Below are 20,979 nucleotides of genomic sequence, written 5' to 3' on the forward strand. Positions count from 1 at the left end.
TCAGCAGCCGCCTCCGCCGCAGCACATGTTCAGGCAGCAGTTGCAGATGAGCGTCTGCACACAGCAGTCGCACATGCTTGTCTCCTGCATGGGCCGGTAGCCGCCGTAGCCGCCGGACAGATGGAGATTCTGCAGCGCGTGCTGATACTCCGCGTTGTTCGGGTCCATCTGACACGCCTGCGTGTACGCGCGGGCGGCCTCATCGTACCAGCCCTTGCGGTAGTATACCGTGCCGGTCAGATAGAACCACTCCGCATCCCGTCCTGCGGCTCTCTGCAGCAGCGCCTCCGCCATGCCGAGGTTGCCCTGATTGATGGCCTGCCGCACCTGACTGTACAGCGCGGCATTCGCACCGGTGTAGGTGCGCTGCTGATAGCCGCCGTACTGCTGACCGTTGTATGCGCCGCCATAGCTCTGCTGCTGTCCGCTGCTGCCTCCCGCCGGATTTCTGCGTTCGTTCATGATCATGTCGTACGCTTCGTTGATCTCCTTCATGCGGGTTTCGGCCAAATCTGCCAGCGGATTGTTTACATAGTTATCCGGATGATACTTGCGCGCCAGCTCACGGTACGCGCGCTTGACGTCATCATCACTCGTTTGCGGTGTTACACCGAGCACTTTATAGGGATCCATGTTTTCCCCTTCCTTCGTTCGTCTGGTAGGTGCCGTTCAATACCTGTCGGGTGACGGTCGGCATACCAAGAAAAATGATATTGCGGATCAGGTCCGCATCTCTCCGGGGACTCAGCAGGTCAAACGCCATGCAGATATCCGCCAGTGAGCGTTCGAGCGTGCGCTCGAGCGGTTCCCTTACCGCAGAGATGTCCGGCGTTTGCAGCTCGTACCGCAGAACGACCGGATTGTAGCTGTTCTCTTCCATATCCTTTTGGATGTCCTGCACCGCATCGACAAGGTAGATCCACCTGCCGATCTGGTAGAACATCTGGTGCAGAATACGCTCGCGGGTGTCTCCGGTGCGCGGCACAACGGCAGCTGTCATGCGCGAGGACGTATCCGCCGCACGGTCCATGGACGGGCAGCGTTCCGCCTCCAGACGGCGCAGATCCTCGAGCGCCTGCCGGATGTCCTCATCCGCTTCGGGCATGCGTGCGCGCGCCTTCTCATAGCCGCGGCGGCCGAGGCGGCACAGCAGCGCCGCAAGCGCGCGTTTCGCGCCCTTTTCGTCCGCCAGGTCATCCTGAAACTTGTGATAGGTCAGCAGGATGCTCGCGTCCGCCGCCAGACGAAGTGCATCGTCTGTCTCGGCGCAGCTTTTCCGCCGAAACGGAGAAGCGTCGCATCGTTTTCTGCACAGCGGAGCAGTCTCCGCCTCCTCACTTCCTGCAACAAGTGCAAAAAACGTCATATCGTAGCTTAAAAACAAGGTGTAAAATCTGCCGTATTCTGCACGGATCGCGTGGCATAAGCCGCAGTAAACCTGCTGAAAACGGTCAGCCTCCTTCACCCGCAGCTCGGCCTTCACCGGACGGATAAAGCCAAACATCGCATAGCCCTTTCCCGCCGTGCGGTGTGCACGGACTTTCGTATTCAATCTATTTTACCGAACTTTTGCGTATCTGACAAGGGCGAACACAGAAAATTGGCGAAAATTCATAAAAAATTAAAACTGCCTGTCGTGAAACCACGGTTTCGCCGACTCTATTCCGCATCAAAGCCGCTCGGTGATGGCAAACGGCGCTTCATTTCTGAGCTTCAGCTTATGGCTGTACCACATCGCCGCCAGAATGCCGCCGATGAACAGCACGCCGCCGATGAGCGCGGACAGTCCGCCGCCAAGTTTCATGCCTGCGCCGACGCCGTAGCCGACAAAAAACAGCACGAGCGGCAGCAGATACACGAGCACGGCAAAGCCGAGCACCTGCTTGGTCTCGCCCTCGAGCAGCACGCGGTCGCCGACGGACGCATGCGCGTGATTGCGCGCGGTAACGTAAAGCGTCTGGGTTTCCAGACCGCCGCAGCCGCCGCACTTGGCACAGTCGTGGCCGCACGCCGAGCGGCGCGTTACCTCGACCTCTGCCAGACCGTTCGGCAGCAGCTTTTTGATGGTTCCCTGTTGGGTCACGTTGAAATCTTCCTCTCTATTATTCAAAACCAGTTGCAGTAATGGAGAATTGAAAATTATGGTCATGTACAAAGCACATTCATTCTCCATTTTTCATTCTCAATCTGCAAACTCTTCCATAATCCGAAATGCTGCTCTGATTCCGTCCACGGCGGCGGACATGATGCCTCCGGCGTATCCGGCGCCTTCGCCGCACGGAATGATGCCGCTGCAGCCGAGTCCGAACAGATCCTCGCCGCGCGTCATGCGCACCGGAGACGAGGTCCGCGTTTCCGGACCGGTCAGCAGCGCGTCCGCCGTGTCATAGCCGCGGATTTTACGGCCGAAATACGGCAGGCTGTCCCGCAGCATGGTCTGCGCGAAGTCCGGCAGGCAGGCTGCCGCCTCTCCAAGCTCCACGCCGATGGGATAGCTGGGCTTGACCGCACCGAGTTTTCGGGTCGGCTTGCCGTTCAGAAAATCCCCGACCTTCTGGCACGGCGCGCGGTAAGAGCCGGTCTGCACGTACGCCGCGTGCTCGATCCGGCGCTGCAGCGCCACGCCGCCGAACGGCGTGCCGTCGTCGTAGTCCTTCGGGTCAACCGACACGGCAAGCGCCGCGTTGGCGTTTTTGCCGTCGCGCGCATGATAGCTCATGCCGTTGGTGACGACCGTGTTCTCCTCGCTCTGTGCCGCAACGACCACGCCGCCCGGGCACATGCAGAAGGAATAGCACGCGCGTCCGTCGGCTCTGCGCGAGAGATTGTACTCCGCAGGCGGCAGCATGGGATGTCCCGCCGCCTTTCCGTACAGAGCGCGGTCGATCTCGGTCTGCAGGTGCTCGATGCGCACGCCCACAGAGAACGCCTTCGGCTCAAAGTACACGCCGTTTCCGTGCAGCGCGGCAAAGGTGTCGCGCGCCGAGTGACCGATGGCCAGCACCGCCCGCTCGCAGGCGATGTCCTGCCCGTCCGCCTGAACGGCGCAGAGCGCACCGTTTTTGACCGAAACACCGGTCAGCGGCGTGCGGAAGCGCACTTCACCGCCGTTTTTGATGATCTCGCGGCGCATTTCACGAACTACAGTCTTGAGGATATCCGTGCCGACGTGCGGCTTCGCCTTTTTGACGATATCCGCCGGAGCACCGTGCTCGGCAAGGATTTCCAGCACATTGTCGCACAGCGGATCACCGATGCGCGTGGTCAGCTTGCCGTCCGAGTAGGCGCCGGCGCCGCCTTCGCCGAACTGGATATTGCAGTCGGTATCGAGCGCACCGCCCTTCCAGAACGTGTCCACGACCTTGTCGCGCTCGTCCAGATCTCTGCCGCGCTCGAGCACGAGCGGACGGTAGCCGTGCTTTGCCAGTACATAGGCGGCGAACAGTCCCGCAGGACCGAGACCGACCACCACCGGACGGTGCTCGAGCCGCTTTTCGCCGTGCGGAATGACGATTTTCGTATTGGGTTTATAACGCACGAAGGGCATTTGCAGTTTTTCCGCAAATGCCTTTTCGTCGAACGGCGCGTCCAGACGCACCGAATATACCCGGCTGATCTGTCCGCGCCGCGCGTCAATGCTGACGCGGCAGACCGCCGCTTGTATGTCGTTTGCCGTCAGACCGGTCAGCCGACGTGCCTCCGCAATGGCGGCCTGCTCCGGCAGATCAAACGGCAGACGGATGCCGGTTACCATCAGGCTCACTGGCTGTCACCGCCCTTTCTTGTACGGTGCACGGTCGGCTCTGCGACCGTGCTGTCCGTATTGTCTGTACTGTCTGTCTTATCCGAGGTGATCGTCTCATCCGACACATGCGGGTCGGTGATCTCAATCTCGACCTCGATATCCTCCTCGACGAGTGTTACGCCGCTCGGCAGACCGACGGTCGTAGCCATGCCCTTGACCTTGTGCCTGCCGACGCCGAGCGATACCGAATCGTAGGTCAGACCGATGGACAGGTTATTCACATCGACCTTCTGCAGCTGGCTTTCACTGCCGCGCAGCTCCATCTCGACCGACTTGGTGAGGATGGAAACCTTGTACGGCGTATTCTCCTGCGCGGTATCGTTCCACGCGAACTTGGAAACCTGCACCTTGCGGGTTGCAATACCGTCCACCGAGATGGTGACGTTTGCCGTTTCCGGCTGACCACTGACGAGCGAAACGCCGCTCGGCAGCTTATCCTTGATGGACATGGAGATCGGCGTGCCCGTGTGGACGCTGCCGAGGTCGATCTCACCGAGGTTGATTTCCTTGATGTCGCTCAGCACCGCCTGATCGCTTGCGATAACCTCTACGTTCTCCGGGTCGATGACGCACTGCACCTGATTCTGCGTCAGGCTGCCGCCGTCCTTGAGAGTGACGGTCAGCGGAATTTTGTTGACGCGGTAGATCGGAACCGAAACCTTGATCTTTTCGGTCTGGCTGGTGATATAGTTCGAGGTGAACGCCGCACCGTCCTGATCATACAGGGTTATCCTGCATTCGTAGTTGGTCAGCGAGGAATTGCGGCCGGTAACATCCACGGCTGCAACCGCCTTGGCCACCTGCGCCAGATCGGTTGCCGGACCGAAAACGGTGACCTTTTTGGTTGCCGCGGTCGGCTTGCCTGCGCGGTAGCCGTCGCTCGGTGTGCCGGTCACATTGACCTCGATCGGAACATCCTTGCTCTCCACGCGGTCCACGCGGACGTGCACCTTGCCGGGATTGACATAGTTAGTCTCCACGCCGGACTTGCTGACCGACACGGTGACCGGAAGATCGTATTCATTCGCCTCGGTCAGACCCGAGATATCCACCGTTGCGGTGATCTGGCTGGCGCGGACCTCGCCGACGCTCTTGCTCTGACCGCGCAGGCTGACAGTGACCGTTGTGTTCTCGCCCTCGATGAGCTCCAGACCGGTCGATGCTTTCAGCTGCGACGCACCGATGACGCGCACCGGCACATCGTCAAAGCGCATGTTGCGCTCAGGATTGTCAATATCCATAACAACTGCCCACAGAACGATAGACAGCGCCAGCGACAGGAGCTTCAGCAGAAAATCCTGCTTTTTGATAAAATTCTTCTTCACTTGCCGGCACCTCCCTTCCACTTGTCGCGGATGGCGGCAATACGGCTTTTTTCGTTCCTGTTCCTGAGTTCATCGCCGAGCAGCTCGCTCTCGAGCATTTTCTGCAGAATCTCGGGCGACAGATGGCGCTTGAGCATGCCGCCGATGGCGACAGAGATCGCGCCGGTCTCCTCGGAGACAACGACGAGCACGCTGTCCGCGGTCTCGCTCATGCCGACAGCCGCGCGGTGGCGCGTGCCGAGGTCGCGCGACAGGCCCTGATTGCCGGAAAGCGGCAGCACGCAGCCTGCAGCGCACACCCGTCCGGCACGGACGATCATGGCGCCGTCATGCAGCGGGCTGTTCTTGAAGAAAATGTTCTTGATCAGCTCGGCAGACGGTGCTGCGTCCACTCTCGTGCCGGTGGCGATGATCTCGCCGAGACGCTCCTTGCGCTCGAACACGATGAGCGCGCCGGTCTTGGTCCTGGACATATCCGCGCACGCGGAAACGGTTGCAACGATCATGCTCTCTACCACATTCGGGTCGGTATCCGGAATCAGCATGCGGCTGAGGTTGCCCTTGCCGATCTGCTCGAGCAGGCGGCGCAGCTCCGGCTGAAAAATGACCACAACGGCGAATACGCCGACGCTGAGCGCGTTGCGCAGCAGCCACGAGATCATGGTCAGACGCAGGAAGCTGGCGAACAACATGATAAGCACCAGAATAAGAATACCCTTTGCCAGTCGTGCGGCGCTGGTATCCTTCAGCAGCTTCATAACACGGTAAATGATATACGCCACGACGAGGATATCCACCACGTCGATCGGCGTCATTGTGCGGAATTGATCAAACGCACTGAAAAACGAACTTATCATGGTCCGCCATGATAAATTCGGTGAGAATACATTTTGCAGCGCTCCCATTTTGTCACCTATCCTAACTTGCTCCTCATATTCGCGGGCATTTGCGGATGCACGCAGCAGATTGCACGCAAACACCATGTTTTACCTTACTTATACTACCACAAATCCGGCTTTCTGTATAGCGTGTTCACAGTTTTTTTACCAATCTGCAAACTTTGTCTGCGGCCTGCTCCAGCTGCCGCGCCGTCGAGTAGAACGACAGGGACAGCCGCACGGTTCCGGTGTCCTCCGTGCCCGCCGTCCGGTGCGCGAGCGGCGCACAGTGCAGCCCCGCCCGGGTGCACACCCCCTCGTCCGAGAGCATATCCGCGAGCACCTCACTCGGCGTGCCGGGAACACGGAAGGACAGCACGCCGGTCTGCTCCTTTCCGGCAAAGCACTCGATTTTGCTTTCGCGGGCGAGCGCACGAGCAAGCTCATGCACCAGCCGTCTCTCCTGCCCGGCAATGTGCGCCGGCGTGACCGCCCGGACAAAGGCGATGCCCGCCGCGAGTCCCGCGATGCCGGGCACATTCGGCGTGCCGCTCTCGAGCGCATCCGGCAGAAAATCCGGCTGGCGCAGCTCCTCGGAGAGACTGCCCGTTCCTCCGGTCAGCAGCGGCTTCGCGGCAATCCGGTCGTCGAGCGCCAGCAGAATGCCCGTGCCCATCGGTCCGTACAGCGCCTTGTGTCCGGGCATGCACACCGCCGCAAGACACGGATAGCGCTTTACGTCAATCTCCGCCACGCCCGCCGACTGCGACGCATCCAGGATGAGCGGCACGCCTGCCGCCGTCAGCAATTCCGCGATTTCGTCCAGCGGCGCAATGCTGCCGAATACGTTGGAAACGTGGCTCAGTATCATCAAGTCGGCGCCCTGCACAAGCGCCTGTTTCAGCGCAGAAACCATAGCCGCGCCGTCCCACAGCGGCGTATCCAACACGGTCGGCTCGATATTTCGAGCCGTTAGCGGCCGCATGACCGCATTGTGCTCGTAACCGCTCACAATGACGCGGGAATCCGGTTTTACGAGCGCATTTACCGCAATATTCAGCGCATGTGTGGCGTTCAGCGTAAAAATGACGCGCTCCGGCTCGCCCACGCCGAACAGCGCCGCTGCCTGCTCCCGGCAGGCGTACACCAGCTCTCCCGCTCGATCGGCTGCCGCGTAGCCGCCTCGTGCGTAGCCTGCCGCGCCATACATCGCACGGCGAACTGCCTGCTCGACCGCCCGCGGCTTATACAAGGTGGTGGCAGCATTATCCAGATAGATCATGTCAGTCCTCCCGCAGCACACGGCACGGCGGCACACCAAGCTGACGCAGCCGATACACGGCCCAGTCCGCCTGCTGCGCGCTCACGCGCACCGCCCATCCGCAGGATTCGGTTCGTTCGTGACGCGGCGGACGCGCGACCTCTCCCGGTACACCCAACCGCGCCAAATGCCGCCGCAGGCCGATGGCCTCGGTCTGACTGCGGCAGATCAACAGCGCATAACCGCCCATAAGGGCACTCCTCCCTCCCAATTCTGAGAAACTAAGGCAATACCGCATAATTGAACAAAAGCGATTTGTGAGTAAATTTTGCGGACTGACGAGGCGCAGTTTTGCGGTAATACTTGATGTATTACCGTGAAATCTCGGCAGCGCGGACGGAACTCGCGCAAGGAACCGAAGCCAAAGTCAGGGCACAAAATTTCCGCAAAGCGCCGCGGCAGTGCGACCGGAGCCTGCACAAGGAACCGCGGCAGCGTGACCGGAGCCTGCACAAGGAGCCGCGGCAGCGCGACCGGAGCCTGCACAAGGAGCCGCGGCAGCGCGACCGGAGCCTGCGCAAGGAGCCGCAGCTTTAATTGTGCGGTGTTGCCTTAAGGTTTCTCCCCTCATACTATGTTGAAATGAGCGGAAAAGTGTGCTATGCTGATTAGGTTATAAACTACAATCCTGACTGGAGTTGAAAACAATGGAGCTTTCCGCCCTTTCCCTGCGTCTGCGCGCGCTTTCCGTGCTGCGCGGACTGCTTTCCCATCCGCTGGTGCGCGCCTACGGCGACACGCTGACCGCGCTCGACGGCACAGCCGCCGACTTTGCCGACCGCTACGGCGCACTGTGCGCGACCCGCTTCTCCTGCGGCGATATCGCGCAGGCAGTGCTCGACGCCGTGCACTTTGACACCAACACCCTGACCGATACCATCAACGCACCGGAAGCGGCTGTGCTCAACGCCGCAACCCACGATCTGGACGTGCTGAACGCTCTGCTCGCGCTCGACGGCGAAGCCTTCAAGTCCGCCGCAGCGGACAAGTTCTACGAGCCTGCCCTCGAGGATCTGCCGGACTTCGAGGCCGCGGACTCGCTTCCGTTCTCCACCGGTGCTGCACTTGCCGATTACTACCGCGAGGAGGGCTACGGCTTCTTCGCACAGTCCTCGGCGTTTGCCATGCAGGACGACGGCTCGGCGACCCCGATCGTGCATCCCGATGCCATCCGTCTGCACGACCTGCCCGGCTACGAGATGCAGAAGCAGAAAATCCTCAAGAACACGCTTGCCTTCCTCGACGGACGCGACGCCAACAACATCCTGCTCTACGGCGACAAGGGCACCGGCAAGTCCTCGACCGTCAAGGCGGTTGCCAATGAGTACGCCGACCGCGGCCTGAAGATCATCGAGATGTCTCCGCGGCAGATCACGAATTTCCCCAAGCTGTTCGAGCAGACCCTGCGTTCGCCGTTCCGTTTCATCGTGTTCCTCGACGACCTGACCTTCAGCAGCGAGGACGACAACTTTGCCGCGCTCAAGGCGTTTATCGAGGGCGGTCTGGCCGGAAAGCCGTCCAATCTGGTCATTTACGCAACCTCCAACCGCCGTCATCTCATCCGTGAGAGCATGGCTGACCGTCAGGGCGATGAGGTGCGCGTGCGCGATACCCTCGAGACCGTCACCTCGCTGTCCGACCGTTTCGGTCTGGAGATCACCTTCTCCGTGCCGGATAAGGACGAGTATCTGTACATCGTCGAGCAGCTGGCCAAGGAGAACGAGCTGAACCTTGATACGGACGAGCTGCACCTGCTTGCAGAGCGCTTTGCGCTGCGCCGCAACGGCCGCTCGCCGCGTACCGCAAGACAGTTTATCAGCCAGCAGCTGGCGGAGCAGTATGGCAAGTAATTGAAGATGAAAAATGGAGAATGATTTCATTTTTCATTTCTGCATTCTAAATAAAACAAAACGCAGACCTTAAAATCATAGGTCTGCGTTTTGTTGCTATTGTGGAATCATTTCCGTTGTTTCGGAATGTTTTGGGTATTGCATACGCTCTACCGTAGGGTGCGACAAGGTGAATTGCGGCACCCTACGGAAAACCGCTCTATATTATATTTCTCGAAATGAAAAAATGGAGAATGGCTGACCGTTACATCAATTCTCCATTCTCCATTTTCAATTCTCAATTATTTACCAGCCGAACGAACCAAACGGACTGGAGAATCCATAGCTGCCGTAGCCGTCATTCTGCTGCGAATTATCGTTCTGGCTGCTCTGGCTCTGCTGGGTCTGGGCATTCGGGTCATTGCCCTCGAGGTCGTGCGAATCGGTCAGCGTGATGGTGATATTGAGCGTCTTGCCGGTCGAAATACGGTATACGCTCAGCGTCAGCTTGTCGCCAGCCTTCTTATCCTGCTTGAGTTCGTTTACCTTATCCATGTCCGGGGTCGGGGTACCGTCAACGGCGGTGATGACATCACCGACCTGCAGACCCTCACTGGCTGCCTTTGCGCGGGAATCAATGGAATATACCTGCACGCCGGACACCTTGCCGTCCGCGGACTCGACGTTCTGGCCGGTGATGCCGATGGACGGACGGCCGGAAACGTAACCGTTCTGAATCAGCTCATCAACAATATCCTTGGCGGTGTTGATCGGGATGGCAAAGCCCATGCCCTCAACGGTGGCGCTGCCGAACGCATTGCCGGACAGCTTAGCGGACGTGATGCCGACCACCTGACCGTACTTGTTGATGAGTGCGCCGCCGGAGTTGCCGTTGTTGATGGAAGCATCGGTCTGAATCAGCGTCATAACACGGTCATTGACGGTCAGATCGCGGTTGATAGCGGAAATACGGCCGCCGGTGATGGTGTTCGCAAACTGCACACCGCCGGGAGAACCGATCGCGTAGGCATACTCGCCCGGCTCCAGCTCATCCGAGTCACCGAACTCTGCGGCGGTCAGGTCGCTTGTCGGCGTTACCTTGATGACCGCAAGGTCGGTCTGCTCATCCGTGCCGATGATCTCGGCATCAAGAGAGGTGCCGTCGCTCAGCTGTACGGAAACCGACTGCGCGCCATCCACAACGTGGTTGTTGGTGATGATGTAGCCGTCCTTGCTCATGATAACGCCCGAGCCGCTGCCTGTGCCCTCCGAGGTGGTGGAGATAACCGAAACGACCGACGGATTGACCTTTTTGTAGATATCCTCACCGGCCATGCCGTCCGCGGTATCATAGTTGTCCGAGGAATTACTTGAATCCGACTCCGGCTTGCTGTTGATCTGCAGCGTCGGCGCGGAATCCGAGGTCGATGCCGAAGCGCCGGAATCGCTGTTTGTATTGCCGCCGAACGCCATATTGCCGACAACTGCGCCGCCTGCAAACAGCAGGCACGCGGCTGCTACGCCGCACAGACCGAGCGCTAAGCCTCTGCTGTGCTTTTTATTCTTCGGGGTGTGTGGCTTCTGACTCATCGGCGGAACCTCGCCGAAGCCGGTCTGCTGCTGCGCCTGACGGAACTCCGGATGCTGCACCGGCGTCTGGAACGGCGTGCGCGGCTCTTCTGCCTGCGGCTGCTCGCTCTGCGGTGCCTGTGCAGGCTGTTCCGCCTGCGGCTGCTGCATCGGCTGCTCGCTCTGCGGAGCCTGTGCGGACTGCTCCGCCTGCGGCTGCTGCATCGGCTGCTCGTTCTGCGGTGCGGTGTTCCGGGTTTCGGTGGCCGGCTGTTCGTTATTCTGATCGCTGCTGTTCAGCGGTGTTTTGTTGTTCATGTTGAAGTCGTCCATGATACTGACCTCCTGTTGTTATTCGCGGGAACATTCCGTTCCCTCTGTTGATGCTTCTATCATAGTTTCTCAATGTGGCAGTTTGTTGAAAACAATATGAATATTTTTTGAACACTGCCTGTCGCGAAACTACAGTTTCGCCGACAAGAGGAACGGACCGTGGGCCGTTCCAAAGTCGTCCGAAAGTTCCTGTTCAGAAACTTTCTCCCTCCAGAAGTCCAAAAAGGGTGATACATGCTCCCCCTTTTTGAGCATTTGCAGAGCAAATGCTATTTCATGTGCGCTGCCGCGCGAAACGCTTCAATACAGCACATGCAGAAAAAGGACTTCCATGCACAGTGATAGCACATGGAAGCCACTTTTTACGCGTTATTCTGTCGGTTCTGCTCCGGTGCGAGCGGCAGGGTGAACTCAAACTCGGTTTCGCCGCCGCCCGAGCGGACGGAGATCTCGCCGCCGTGCAGGTTGATGATGTTCTTCACAATATACAGGCCGAGACCTGCGCCGGTCTTATCCATCGAGCGCGAACGGTCGGTCTTGTAGAAGCGGTCGAACACATGCGGCAGATCCTCCGCCGAGATGCCGATACCGGTGTTGCTGATGGCGAACACGCACAGCTGTCCCTCCTGATGGACCTTCAGCCCCAGCGTACCACCGTCCTCGATGAACTTTACCGCGTTATCGGTCAGGTTGTACACCGCGCGGTACAGGTGGTCGCGGTCACCCATGACGGTCAGCCGTTCCTCGAGATCGCACTGCACATCCAGCTTCTTTTTCTCAATCTTCTGCTCGAACGAGAGCAGGATCTGCGCCGTCATTTCGGTAAAGTCGAACGGCGCCGGACTGAGGATCAGCTCGCCGGACTGAATTTTTGCGGCATCCAGCATGCGGTTTACCATGCGGGACAGGCGTTTGGTCTCCTCCGCGATGATCTTCAGGTACTTGTCGCGCTGGTCGAGCGGAATCGTGCCGTCGATCATGCCGTCCACAAAGCCGCCGATGGTCGTCATCGGGGTCTTGAACTCGTGGCTGACGTTGGAAATGAAGCCGCGGGTCAGCTCCTCAAGCTGGTCAAGGTCGCGCGCCATGTTGTTGAACGAGACCGCCAGCTCGTCAATCTCGTAGCAGCGGTTGTCCTCGGGCACGCGCACGTCGAAGTTGCCGCCCGCAAATTCCTTGGCGGCGGCGGCAATCGTCTTGAGCGGACGCGTGAAGTGCTGAGAGATCATGAACGAAATCACCAGCATGACCGCCAGTGTCACCAGCAGGATGAGCACGAGCGTCTGCGTCGAGTGACGCACCACGCCTGCCGAATTCGGGTCCTGCGTGGAGACGAAGATCATCAAATCCGCATCGCCGTTATCATCCTTGACGCAGGTGCCCACCGTGTAAAACGAGGACTCACTCAGCACGCCGAGTGACCCGACAGACGCATAACTGCCGTTTTTGTGCATCTCTGCGACCACTTCGTTTGAGATATGATAGCCGGGCAGCGTGTAGGTCGTGCCGTCCGGCTTGGCGCCCATTTCAATGTTGCCGTCCGCGTCCGTGATGAGCACGGTCAGCTCATCCTCCTTCGCCACGCGCGCGATAGACAGCACATAAATCTGACGGATCACGTCAGAGTCCGTACCCTCGAGCAGCTTGCTCTGCTCAGCAAGGCTCTGCACGGTCGTGCGCAGCTCGGTCTGCTTGGCGTGCAGCGCGTAGCTGCTCATCTGGTAGCAGAATACCACGCCGGCCAGTGCAAACGCGCACACGATCAAAATCAGGTGGGCCACATAGTCCTTGAAGAAAAAACTGCGTCTGCCCATGGCTTACTCCTTGGTCTCAAACTTGTAGCCGACACCCCATACGGTTTTCAGCTCCCACTTGTCCGAAACGCCCTCCAGCTTTTCGCGCAGACGCTTGACGTGTACGTCAACCGTTCTCGTGTCACCGAAATAGTCAAAGCCCCATACATCGTCGAGCAGCTGTGCGCGGGTGAACACGCGGTTCGGACTGGAGGCGAGGAAGTACAGCAGCTCGATCTCCTTCGGCGGCGCATCCACGCGCTTGCCCTTGATGACCAGATCGTACGCCTGCTTGTCGATCACCAGGTTGTCGAACGACAGCTTCTCGGGCGCATCATCCGGCGCCATGCGGCGAAATACCGCACGCACGCGCGCGATGACCTCCGGCATTTCGAGCGGCTTGACAATGTAGTCGTCCGCGCCCATCTCCAGACCGGAAACGCGGTCCGCAGTCTCGCCTTTGGCCGTCAGCATGATGATCGGCACATCGCTCTCCGCGCGGATCTCCCTGCAGACCGCCCAGCCGTCCATCACCGGCATCATCACATCGAGCAGCAGCATGTCCGGCTTGTCCGACTTCCACTTTTTGATGCCCTCCACGCCGTTTTCCGCCTCGAGCACCGTGTAGCCTTCGCGCTCCAGATACAGGCGCAGCAGCTCACGGATGTTGGCCTCGTCCTCTACGATCAATATCTTCTTGGGCATAGTTCTCCCCTGCTTTCCCAGTTTAATCTGATTCTATTATAGCGCGTTTTGAGGTGGAATGCATTAACATTTTGTAAAACACTGCTTTGCACCCGACAGTTCCTGTGCTATACTGAATATATCACCCCAAAGGAGAATTCTTATGTCACAGACGGTAGAAATGCACATTATTGCGCGGATACGCAGCGATTTCCCCACCAAATTCGGCATTCCGCGGCAGAGCGGACTGGCGGACGTACCGGCGCGCATTGTATTCGAGCCGGAATACCGCAACGCAGATGCGCTGCGCGGCATCGAGGGTTTCTCTCACCTGTGGCTCATCTGGCAGTTTTCGGCAGCCGTGCGTGACGGCTGGTCACCGACCGTGCGCCCGCCCAAGCTTGGCGGCAACAAGCGCATCGGCGTGTTTGCGACACGCTCGCCGTTCCGGCCGAACGAGATCGGGCTGTCCTCGGTGCGCCTTGACCGCGTGGAGCCCAACACGCCGGACGGTCCGGTGCTGCACATTTCGGGCGCGGACCTGATGGACGGCACGCCGATTTTCGACATCAAGCCATACCTTGCGTACACGGATTCGCATCCGGAGGCGCTCGGCGGCTTTGCGCTCACGACCGATGCTGTGCGCGTGGAATGTCCGGCAAGCCTGCTCGAAAAGCTGCCGCAGGAACGCCGTCAAACGCTGCTGAACGTGCTCGCACAGGACCCGAGACCGGGGTATCAGCACGAGGCAGGCCGCGTGTACGGCTTCCCATTTGCGGGATTCGAGGTCAAATTCACTGTGGAAGGTGACTTGCTGACCGTTCGGCAAATCGAGAGCCGCTAACTATTCTGCGGTAAAATTTACGCGGTTCACGTTCCCCGTCTATTCCGTGCCGAAAACAAAAAAATCACCGAAACGATTTGTTTCGGTGATTTTCTTTTACGTTTTATTAGAGGCCGGTCGGAGTGATCTTCTCGAAGTCCTCCAGCGTGCCGCCGTTCATGAAGCAGTCGATGATCTGCTTGCCGAGCGGCTCAAGCTCCGGCGTATCGAACTTCGCCAGCTCCTTGCGGAAGAAGTCGGTCAGGATCTTTGCGCCTGCATCGTAACCGTCGGTGCCTACGCGGTCCTGCGTATCAACGCGCAGGAACTTAGAGCGGATCTTCTGGCCGTCGATGGTCAGATCCTTCATCGCGTAGCCGAGCAGCGGGCAGCGTGCCGGCTCAAGGTGCTCGCGGCGGATCTTTGCGCCGCCGTGGCGTGCCAGATACTCACGGGAGATCCACTCAGCCGCAAAGCCGACCTTGTAAACGCCGATGTGCTGGTTCGGGATCAGGACGTAGCGGGTGTTCGGGCTGTCCACGATCTGGTGCAGCAGCAGGTTGGCCTGCTTTACGCGCTTGCCGGTTGCAAACGGCCAGTAGGAACCAACGCCCTCGCTCTTCAGCTCGTTGCCGGTTACGATAGACGGGTTATTAAAGCCGCGCGGTGCGATCAGGCGCCACAGCCAAGCCAGTGCCGGCGGAATGATATGCAGCATACCCATGATGCCGTAGTTCGGGTTATCGCGGGTGGAGGGGGGCATACGAACGCCGAAAGAGCGTACGTCTACTTCTACCGGCTCCTTGACGATGTTCGGAACATCCCAGCGCGGCACGATGGCACGCGGGTTGGAGCACGGCTTGCCGTTGGAATCCAGGGTGTGCTCCCAGATCAGCAGGGTTGCACCCGGATGGCCTTCCATGTTGAAGAAGCACAGCGGCTCCTTCGGCTCGGTGCAGATGCGCTCGTAAACCGGATCGCAGCCGTAGTGGGTTACGCCGTCCATGCGGAGGAACCAGCCGTCCTCACCGTCAACGAGTACCAGCTTGCCGGACTTGTTCTGCACGCCCGGATAGCAGGTAGCCATATCGTCGCACACCGGCTCGATCTTGCAGGTGGAGCTGATATGCAGGTAGGTCTTTTCGCCCGTTACCGTGTTGGTAGAGAGCAGCACCTCGCCGTCCGGCTCGCGGGCGATATCCTGCAGCATCTCGCTCTTGCCGCCGCCGGAAGCGCCCTCGTGCATGATGACAAGCTCGTTCTCGTACGGGGTGATCAGACGGCCTGCGGAAGTATGGCAGGTGGTCCAGCCCTCCTGCTCGCCAATGTCGAGCAGTACAGAGTAAACACCCTTCTTGGCAGACGGGCCCGGATACAGGTTATAGGAGAATACCTCGTGGCAGTCATCCAGACGGTTGTGAACAACGACCTGCTTGCCGTCGAAGTGGGTGTGACGGAACGGAGGTGCAACATAGATGATCGCACGCGGCTTGTAGCCCTCGGTCTCCTCTGCGCTTACAAAGCCCTGCAGATGTGCCAGCGCGAATGCGAAGAACGCGCACTGCTTCGGGCATACGAGCATGGAGCCGTAGCCGTACTGGTTGCCGCCGGAATTAAACGGCATGAGGATCAGCTCCTGCGTCTTGAACCAGTCCATGGTCTCGCGGCGCAGCTTGTCGAACTTGTAGCCGTACACATCCGCGAAGCGCTTCTTATCGGTCGGCTTGTCGTCTGCGATGCGCATGCAGTCCGGCTCGCGGCGGCGCATGTAATCCTCTGCAAAGTTGACGGATGCGCCGTTCTTGCAGCGTACAACGTCAGCTTCCTTGATCTTGCCCTTGCCCGGTACATCGAATACAACGTCGTACACGTCGGCATGTTCCGGACCGAATACCATGTCGTACAGTTCCGCCTTGCTAGTGGGAACAAATACGCCCTTGCAGTTCTCGATGACATCGGTCAATTCATCGGTAAAGGTGAATTTGGTGAGCAATGAGTTCATCTGTATCATTTCCTCCTTAAGCACCGCGGAGTCCCTCGCCACGGCATGCTAACCGGGCCGGTTAAATTTCTTAACCTTTGCCCCATTGTCTTTCGATTATAGCATACCGCAAAACCCACCCTCTCGTCAACTGTGATTTTGCTTTTTTTGCAAGTTGAATTACAAGTTCTTGCAAAATGTACAAAACCTGAGGGATTTCTCACTGTTTTCCCGACACGGTCACTTGTCCGCCGATAGGACTTTTTTACGAAAACGTTTCCGCATGGCAAAATCCGTTTCACAATGCGCAATCGTGTATCAAAAGTGCGATACTGTGCATCTGCGTACACTTTATCTCACATTCCAGCGCTCCCACACGCGGGTGACAGAATTGCATTTTCCGTTTCTCGTAATATCGAACAGCGCACCGGCAACTGCACAGTCGCCCTCAGCTGTCTTGAAATACTCGGTCAGGTCACCGCGAAACATGGCGATGGACTGCTCCACGCGCACGCCGAGCACGGACACGATCGGGCCGGTCATGCCGATATCCGTGATGTAGCCGGTGCCCTTGGGATTGACGCGCTCATCCGCGGTCTGCACATGCGTGTGCGTGCCCCAGACAGCCGCCGCGCGGCCATCGAGGTAATAGCCCATGGCGAGTTTTTCGCTCGTGGCGTTCGCGTGGATTTCGGCAAGCGCCACGTCGTACATGCCCTCGTTTTCCTTGAGAATGCGGTCTGCACACAGGAACGGATTATCCGGGCCGAATTTCATGTCGCAGCGGCCGATCAGGTTCATGACGAGCAGGCGCATGCCCTGCGGGCCGTCATAAATGCCCCAGCCCCGGCCGGGGCTTTGCGGCGCAAGATTGGCCGGACGGAGAATATCCGAACGGCTGTCCAGATACGGCACGATCTGCTGCTTGCCGAACACATGGTTGCCGAGCGTGATCACGTCCGCGCCGGCGGCAAAAATGTCATCCGCCTGACGCGGGAGAACGCCGTTTCCGGCTGCATTTTCGCCGTTTACGATGACGAAATCTGCGCCGGTGTCGCGCTTGATGCGGCGGAGCAGGCCGTGAAGCGCGTCGATACCCGCCTCACCGACCACATCGCCGATGACTAATAGTTTCATGGATTACCTCTTTCTATCATTGCTGCAAGCCGTTGATTGGTTCCGCCGGATTCAGCGAGGAGTGCGCCGCCGCTGCGGCGGGAGCATGCCGCGCCCCGCGGCGGGGGAGTGCGCTGACGCCGCGCAGGCGCACAAGAGGGTAGACACCTGCGGTTTCCACCCTCTTGTGAATCTCCCCTTTCCCTTGGATAGCCTGGCGCAGATTGCCGTCATGTGACCGCTGCGAAATAGGAAACGGCAGAGGATTTTTTTCTATCGTAGGGGAGCACAGTGTGCTCCCATGCCGAGACATATTCGCAGCGTCAGATACCGTACTGCTACACATGTGGTTTCATCTCCGCAGGGCGCGGCATGACAGTGCCGCGCTTGCGCAGAGTAGTCCGTATGTGTAGCAGTAATGTATCTGACACTGCGAACAGGTTGAGAAAGATACGGAAGAAAAAATCCTCTGCCGTACTCCTTTTCGAAGCGGTCACATATAGGAAATCTGCGCCAGATTAGGAAGCAAGGGAAAGGTAGGAGTTCAAAGAGGAAGGAAAACCGCAGGTTGTCCTTCCTTTTTGCCCCCGCGGCGGGCGCCGCGACGCTCCCGCCGTCCGCAGACGGCGAATCCCCCCGCTGAGGTTCAGCAAAAAACTCCCCGCCCCGTCAGGGGCGAACACGCCTGCGGCAGTTCGTGTCCCCCAGCTGGTCGGTGCAGAAAATATATACAAAAAAGAGCCGCTGCACCCATGCAGCAGCTCTTTTCCATGCAAAAACTTAATCGAACAGAGTAGATACGGACGTCTCCTCATAGATACGCGCGATCGCCTCGGTGAACACCGGTGCAACCGGCAGGACGTTGATCTTATCCAGCTTCTTGTCGTTGGTCAGCGGGATGGTATCGAGGATGGTCAGCTCCTTGATCGGGCTGTTCTGGATGCGCTCGATCGCCGGACCGGACAGTACGCCGTGGCTTGCACAGGCGTAAACCTCGGTCGCGCCGCCGCGCTCTACCAGAGCGTCCGCTGCGTGTACGAGCGTGCCTGCGGTGTCGATCAGGTCGTCAACCAGAATGCACTTCTTGCCCTCTACGTTGCCGATGATGTTCATAACCTCGGATACGTTGGCCTTCGGACGGCGCTTGTCGATGATGGCAAGCGGCATATCCAGCTTCTGGGTGAACTTGCGGGCACGGGTAACCGAACCCAGATCAGGAGAAACGATAACGGTATCATCGGTGCCGACGCCGAACTTGCCCGCAATGTACGGGATCAGAACGGAAGAACCGAGCATGTTATCCACCGGAATGTCAAAGAAGCCCTGGATCTGTGCAGCGTGCAGGTCCATGGTCAGCACGCGGTCAGCGCCTGCAGCAGTAATGAGGTTTGCGACCAGCTTTGCGGAGATCGGGTCACGCGCCTTGCTCTTGCGGTCCTGACGAGCGTAGCCGAAATACGGGATTACAGCCGTGATACGGCCTGCCGATGCACGCTTGCAGGAGTCGATCATGATGAGCAGCTCCATCAGGTTGTTGTTTACCGGACCGCAGGTGGACTGTACGAGGAACACGTCCGAGCCGCGAACGGATTCCGAAATGGAAACCGAGATTTCGCCGTCAGCGAAGGTAGAGATGGCAGCCTTGCCGATCGGCAGTCCGAGCGCAGAAGCGATCTGCATCGCCAGTGCGGGATGGGAGTTGCCGGAGAAAATTTTGATGTTTTTTCCGTGAGAAATCATTGATTTGCCTCCGTCATATAAATATATTTTTTGTTCCGTGTGGATTTATATACGTTTTATGGATTTACTTCTTGTCCTTCTCGTGTGCGGCGCGGCGGCGGTCGTTCCAGCCCTCAAGATTGGTCTGGCGGGAACGTGCAACGCTCAGCGCACCGGCAGGAACGTCCTTGGTGACAGTCGTACCGGCAGCCGTAAACGCACGGTCGCCCAGCTTGACGGGCGAAACGAGGTTGGTGTTGCAGCCGATGAAGCAGTCGTCACCGATCTCAGTGCGGTACTTGTGATAGCCGTCGTAGTTGACAACGACCGTGCCGCAGCCGAAGTTGACGCGCTCACCGACGGTCGCGTCGCCGATATAGGTCAGGTGCGAAACCTTGGTGCCGTTGCCGATGGTGGACTTCTTCAGCTCTACAAAGTCGCCGATGCGGCAGCCGTCACCGACCACGCTCTGCGGGCGGATATAGGCAAACGGACCGACCGTGGTATTGCTGCCGACGGTGGATTCATAAACCTGCGAATTGTTTACCGTGGTGCCTGCGCCGATCTCGGCTTTTTCGAGGATGGTGTTCGGGCCGATGACCGCGCCCGCGCCGACCTTGCAGCCGGGACGGATGTGACAGCCGGGCAGAATGGTCGCGCCCGGAGCAATATCAGCGTCCGGCGCAATGTAGGTGCTGGTCAGATCGAAGATCTGCACGCCCTTCTTGATGAGGCCGAAGTTGACACGCTGCATCATCTCGACCTGCGCCATAAAGGCCGCCGTACCGTCGCAGATGACGTAAATCTTGTTGGTGATGGCAATGCCCTTCTGCGCACCGGCTGCAACAGCCGCCGCAACCAGGCCGTCGAGCGTATCAGCGCCGCTCGCGAGTGCCTTTTCCAGCATATCCCAGGTGAACATGGCGGCATAGCAGCGGCTGTCTCTCGGCAGCGGCTGACCTTCCGCGTCAAAGCCCTGCTGCTCGGCAGACAGTACGCTGACGCCGTAACCGGTGTTCAGGTGCGTCTCCGCCAGATGGAACAGCGCGTCCTCCTCTGCCAGTGCAAACGGAGCCGCCAGCACCAGAACGTGCTCGCTCTCCGGCAGCGCAGCCAGCGAGGCAAAACGATTTGCAGCATCGAGCGCGATATCCTGTGCGCCGGCAACGGCAGACTCTCTGTCGTCGTGCGCAAAGAAGCATGCCTCCACCGCATCAGGCAGTGCATCCCGCATTGCATCGCCCGCAGTGCCGAACAGCACCGGACGCGCAAAGGCAGAAATGCCGCTTTCGTCAAACAGGCCGCCAACCATGACGGCATTTACTTTATTCATCGCAGAAATCCTTTCGTTTCTCAAGGGTCATACGACCAGATTTTCCGATATAGCTTTATTATACAACAGTATGCCGCAAATTGCATTATCATTTTTCGATAAATTTCTTCTCACCGCATAATATTTTTCGCCGTTTGCATACAAAGGCCGCAAAGCAAGCGTTTTGGTGGGAATTCGAGTAACGGAAAATTAAGACATCCACAAGGCAGATGGCGCGTGCCGCCGAGCCTTCCGCGGGTGACCGCGTTTCTGCCACCCCATAAAATCCCGCAGGGATTTCTGCACCCAGAGAACCCATCACGCCGCGGAGCGCATAAAATGGAGCGCGTGCGCGACAAAAATGGCAGGACATGCGCCTGCCATTTTTAACAAACAGTAAAACACCCCGAAAACCGGAAAGTTTTCGGGGTGTTTTGCTGCAGCAGGTGTTCCCGCCCTGTCCGTGAAACGGACACGCGCGGCGACACCGT

The 20,979-nt window shown here is 58.7% G+C and carries 18 protein-coding genes; 3 read left to right on the forward strand and 15 right to left on the reverse strand.

Annotated elements, in window-relative coordinates:
• The 8 genes from DW724_RS06830 to DW724_RS06865 form a co-directional block, all read right to left on the reverse strand.
• On the reverse strand, positions 1 to 633 hold the full coding sequence (locus DW724_RS06830) for a J domain-containing protein (protein ID WP_110435122.1): 633 nt from the start codon (positions 631 to 633) through the stop codon (positions 1 to 3).
• The gene (locus tag DW724_RS06835; protein WP_147358645.1) at positions 620 to 1,552 is read right to left on the reverse strand and encodes a DUF5685 family protein; all 933 of its coding nucleotides are present in this window, start codon (positions 1,550 to 1,552) and stop codon (positions 620 to 622) included. Before DW724_RS06835 ends, DW724_RS06830 begins: the two co-directional genes overlap by 14 nt.
• A 117-nt stretch (positions 1,553 to 1,669) precedes the next feature.
• Complete coding sequence (locus DW724_RS06840; protein WP_158557324.1) at positions 1,670 to 2,083, reverse strand: SoxR reducing system RseC family protein; 414 nt, start codon at positions 2,081 to 2,083, stop codon at positions 1,670 to 1,672.
• Between the two features lie 99 nt (positions 2,084 to 2,182).
• On the reverse strand, positions 2,183 to 3,754 hold the full coding sequence (locus DW724_RS06845; protein WP_243105707.1) for an NAD(P)/FAD-dependent oxidoreductase: 1,572 nt from the start codon (positions 3,752 to 3,754) through the stop codon (positions 2,183 to 2,185).
• A gap of 5 nt (positions 3,755 to 3,759) precedes the next feature.
• Positions 3,760 to 5,130, reverse strand: a complete 1,371-nt coding sequence (locus DW724_RS06850) for a CdaR family protein (protein ID WP_118761047.1) — start codon at positions 5,128 to 5,130, stop codon at positions 3,760 to 3,762.
• The gene (gene cdaA, locus DW724_RS06855) at positions 5,127 to 5,987 is read right to left on the reverse strand and encodes a diadenylate cyclase CdaA (protein ID WP_117751687.1); all 861 of its coding nucleotides are present in this window, start codon (positions 5,985 to 5,987) and stop codon (positions 5,127 to 5,129) included. Before cdaA ends, DW724_RS06850 begins: the two co-directional genes overlap by 4 nt.
• A 175-nt stretch (positions 5,988 to 6,162) precedes the next feature.
• Positions 6,163 to 7,290 (reverse strand): aminotransferase class V-fold PLP-dependent enzyme, encoded by a 1,128-nt coding sequence (locus DW724_RS06860; protein WP_118761048.1) that lies wholly within the window; start codon positions 7,288 to 7,290, stop codon positions 6,163 to 6,165.
• Position 7,291: 1 nt separating this feature from the next.
• Complete coding sequence (locus DW724_RS06865) at positions 7,292 to 7,519, reverse strand: putative Se/S carrier-like protein (RefSeq protein ID WP_158580233.1); 228 nt, start codon at positions 7,517 to 7,519, stop codon at positions 7,292 to 7,294.
• A 116-nt stretch (positions 7,520 to 7,635) separates the two neighbouring features.
• On the opposite strand from DW724_RS06865, the gene DW724_RS06870 reads away from it, so the two are divergent.
• Both DW724_RS06870 and DW724_RS06875 read left to right on the forward strand, forming a co-directional pair.
• Positions 7,636 to 7,866, forward strand: a complete 231-nt coding sequence (locus DW724_RS06870; RefSeq protein ID WP_118761050.1) for a hypothetical protein — start codon at positions 7,636 to 7,638, stop codon at positions 7,864 to 7,866.
• Positions 7,867 to 7,976: 110 nt separating this feature from the next.
• A complete protein-coding gene (locus tag DW724_RS06875; RefSeq protein WP_118761051.1) occupies positions 7,977 to 9,179 on the forward strand; it encodes an ATP-binding protein in 1,203 nt (400 codons plus the stop codon).
• Positions 9,180 to 9,464: 285 nt separating this feature from the next.
• On the opposite strand, the gene DW724_RS06880 is transcribed toward DW724_RS06875, so the two are convergent.
• The 3 genes from DW724_RS06880 to DW724_RS06890 form a co-directional block, all read right to left on the reverse strand.
• Positions 9,465 to 11,060: a trypsin-like peptidase domain-containing protein gene (locus tag DW724_RS06880; protein WP_118761052.1), complete on the reverse strand. Its 1,596-nt coding sequence runs from the start codon at positions 11,058 to 11,060 to the stop codon at positions 9,465 to 9,467.
• Positions 11,061 to 11,422: 362 nt separating this feature from the next.
• Positions 11,423 to 12,874, reverse strand: a complete 1,452-nt coding sequence (locus DW724_RS06885) for a sensor histidine kinase (RefSeq protein WP_118761053.1) — start codon at positions 12,872 to 12,874, stop codon at positions 11,423 to 11,425.
• A 3-nt stretch (positions 12,875 to 12,877) separates the two neighbouring features.
• Positions 12,878 to 13,558 (reverse strand): response regulator transcription factor, encoded by a 681-nt coding sequence (locus DW724_RS06890; RefSeq protein WP_110435133.1) that lies wholly within the window; start codon positions 13,556 to 13,558, stop codon positions 12,878 to 12,880.
• A 142-nt stretch (positions 13,559 to 13,700) separates the two neighbouring features.
• Between DW724_RS06890 and tsaA the strand changes: the two genes are divergently transcribed.
• A complete protein-coding gene (tsaA, locus tag DW724_RS06895; protein WP_118761054.1) occupies positions 13,701 to 14,381 on the forward strand; it encodes a tRNA (N6-threonylcarbamoyladenosine(37)-N6)-methyltransferase TrmO in 681 nt (226 codons plus the stop codon).
• 106 nt (positions 14,382 to 14,487) lie between these two features.
• On the opposite strand, the gene DW724_RS06900 is transcribed toward tsaA, so the two are convergent.
• The 4 genes from DW724_RS06900 to DW724_RS06915 all read right to left on the reverse strand — a co-directional run bounded on the left by DW724_RS06900 (position 14,488) and on the right by DW724_RS06915 (position 20,509).
• The gene (locus DW724_RS06900) at positions 14,488 to 16,362 is read right to left on the reverse strand and encodes a DUF4914 family protein (RefSeq protein WP_118761055.1); all 1,875 of its coding nucleotides are present in this window, start codon (positions 16,360 to 16,362) and stop codon (positions 14,488 to 14,490) included.
• A 330-nt stretch (positions 16,363 to 16,692) separates the two neighbouring features.
• Positions 16,693 to 17,478, reverse strand: a complete 786-nt coding sequence (locus DW724_RS06905) for a TIGR00282 family metallophosphoesterase (protein ID WP_118761056.1) — start codon at positions 17,476 to 17,478, stop codon at positions 16,693 to 16,695.
• A gap of 759 nt (positions 17,479 to 18,237) precedes the next feature.
• Positions 18,238 to 19,197, reverse strand: a complete 960-nt coding sequence (locus DW724_RS06910; RefSeq protein ID WP_110435147.1) for a ribose-phosphate pyrophosphokinase — start codon at positions 19,195 to 19,197, stop codon at positions 18,238 to 18,240.
• A gap of 64 nt (positions 19,198 to 19,261) precedes the next feature.
• Positions 19,262 to 20,509, reverse strand: coding sequence for a DapH/DapD/GlmU-related protein (locus tag DW724_RS06915; protein WP_118761057.1), 1,248 nt, complete (start codon positions 20,507 to 20,509; stop codon positions 19,262 to 19,264).
• Positions 20,510 to 20,979 lie beyond the last annotated feature (470 nt).

The organism is Butyricicoccus sp. AM27-36, assembly GCF_003480945.1.
Taxonomy (GTDB): Bacteria; Bacillota; Clostridia; order Oscillospirales; family Butyricicoccaceae; genus Agathobaculum; species Agathobaculum butyriciproducens.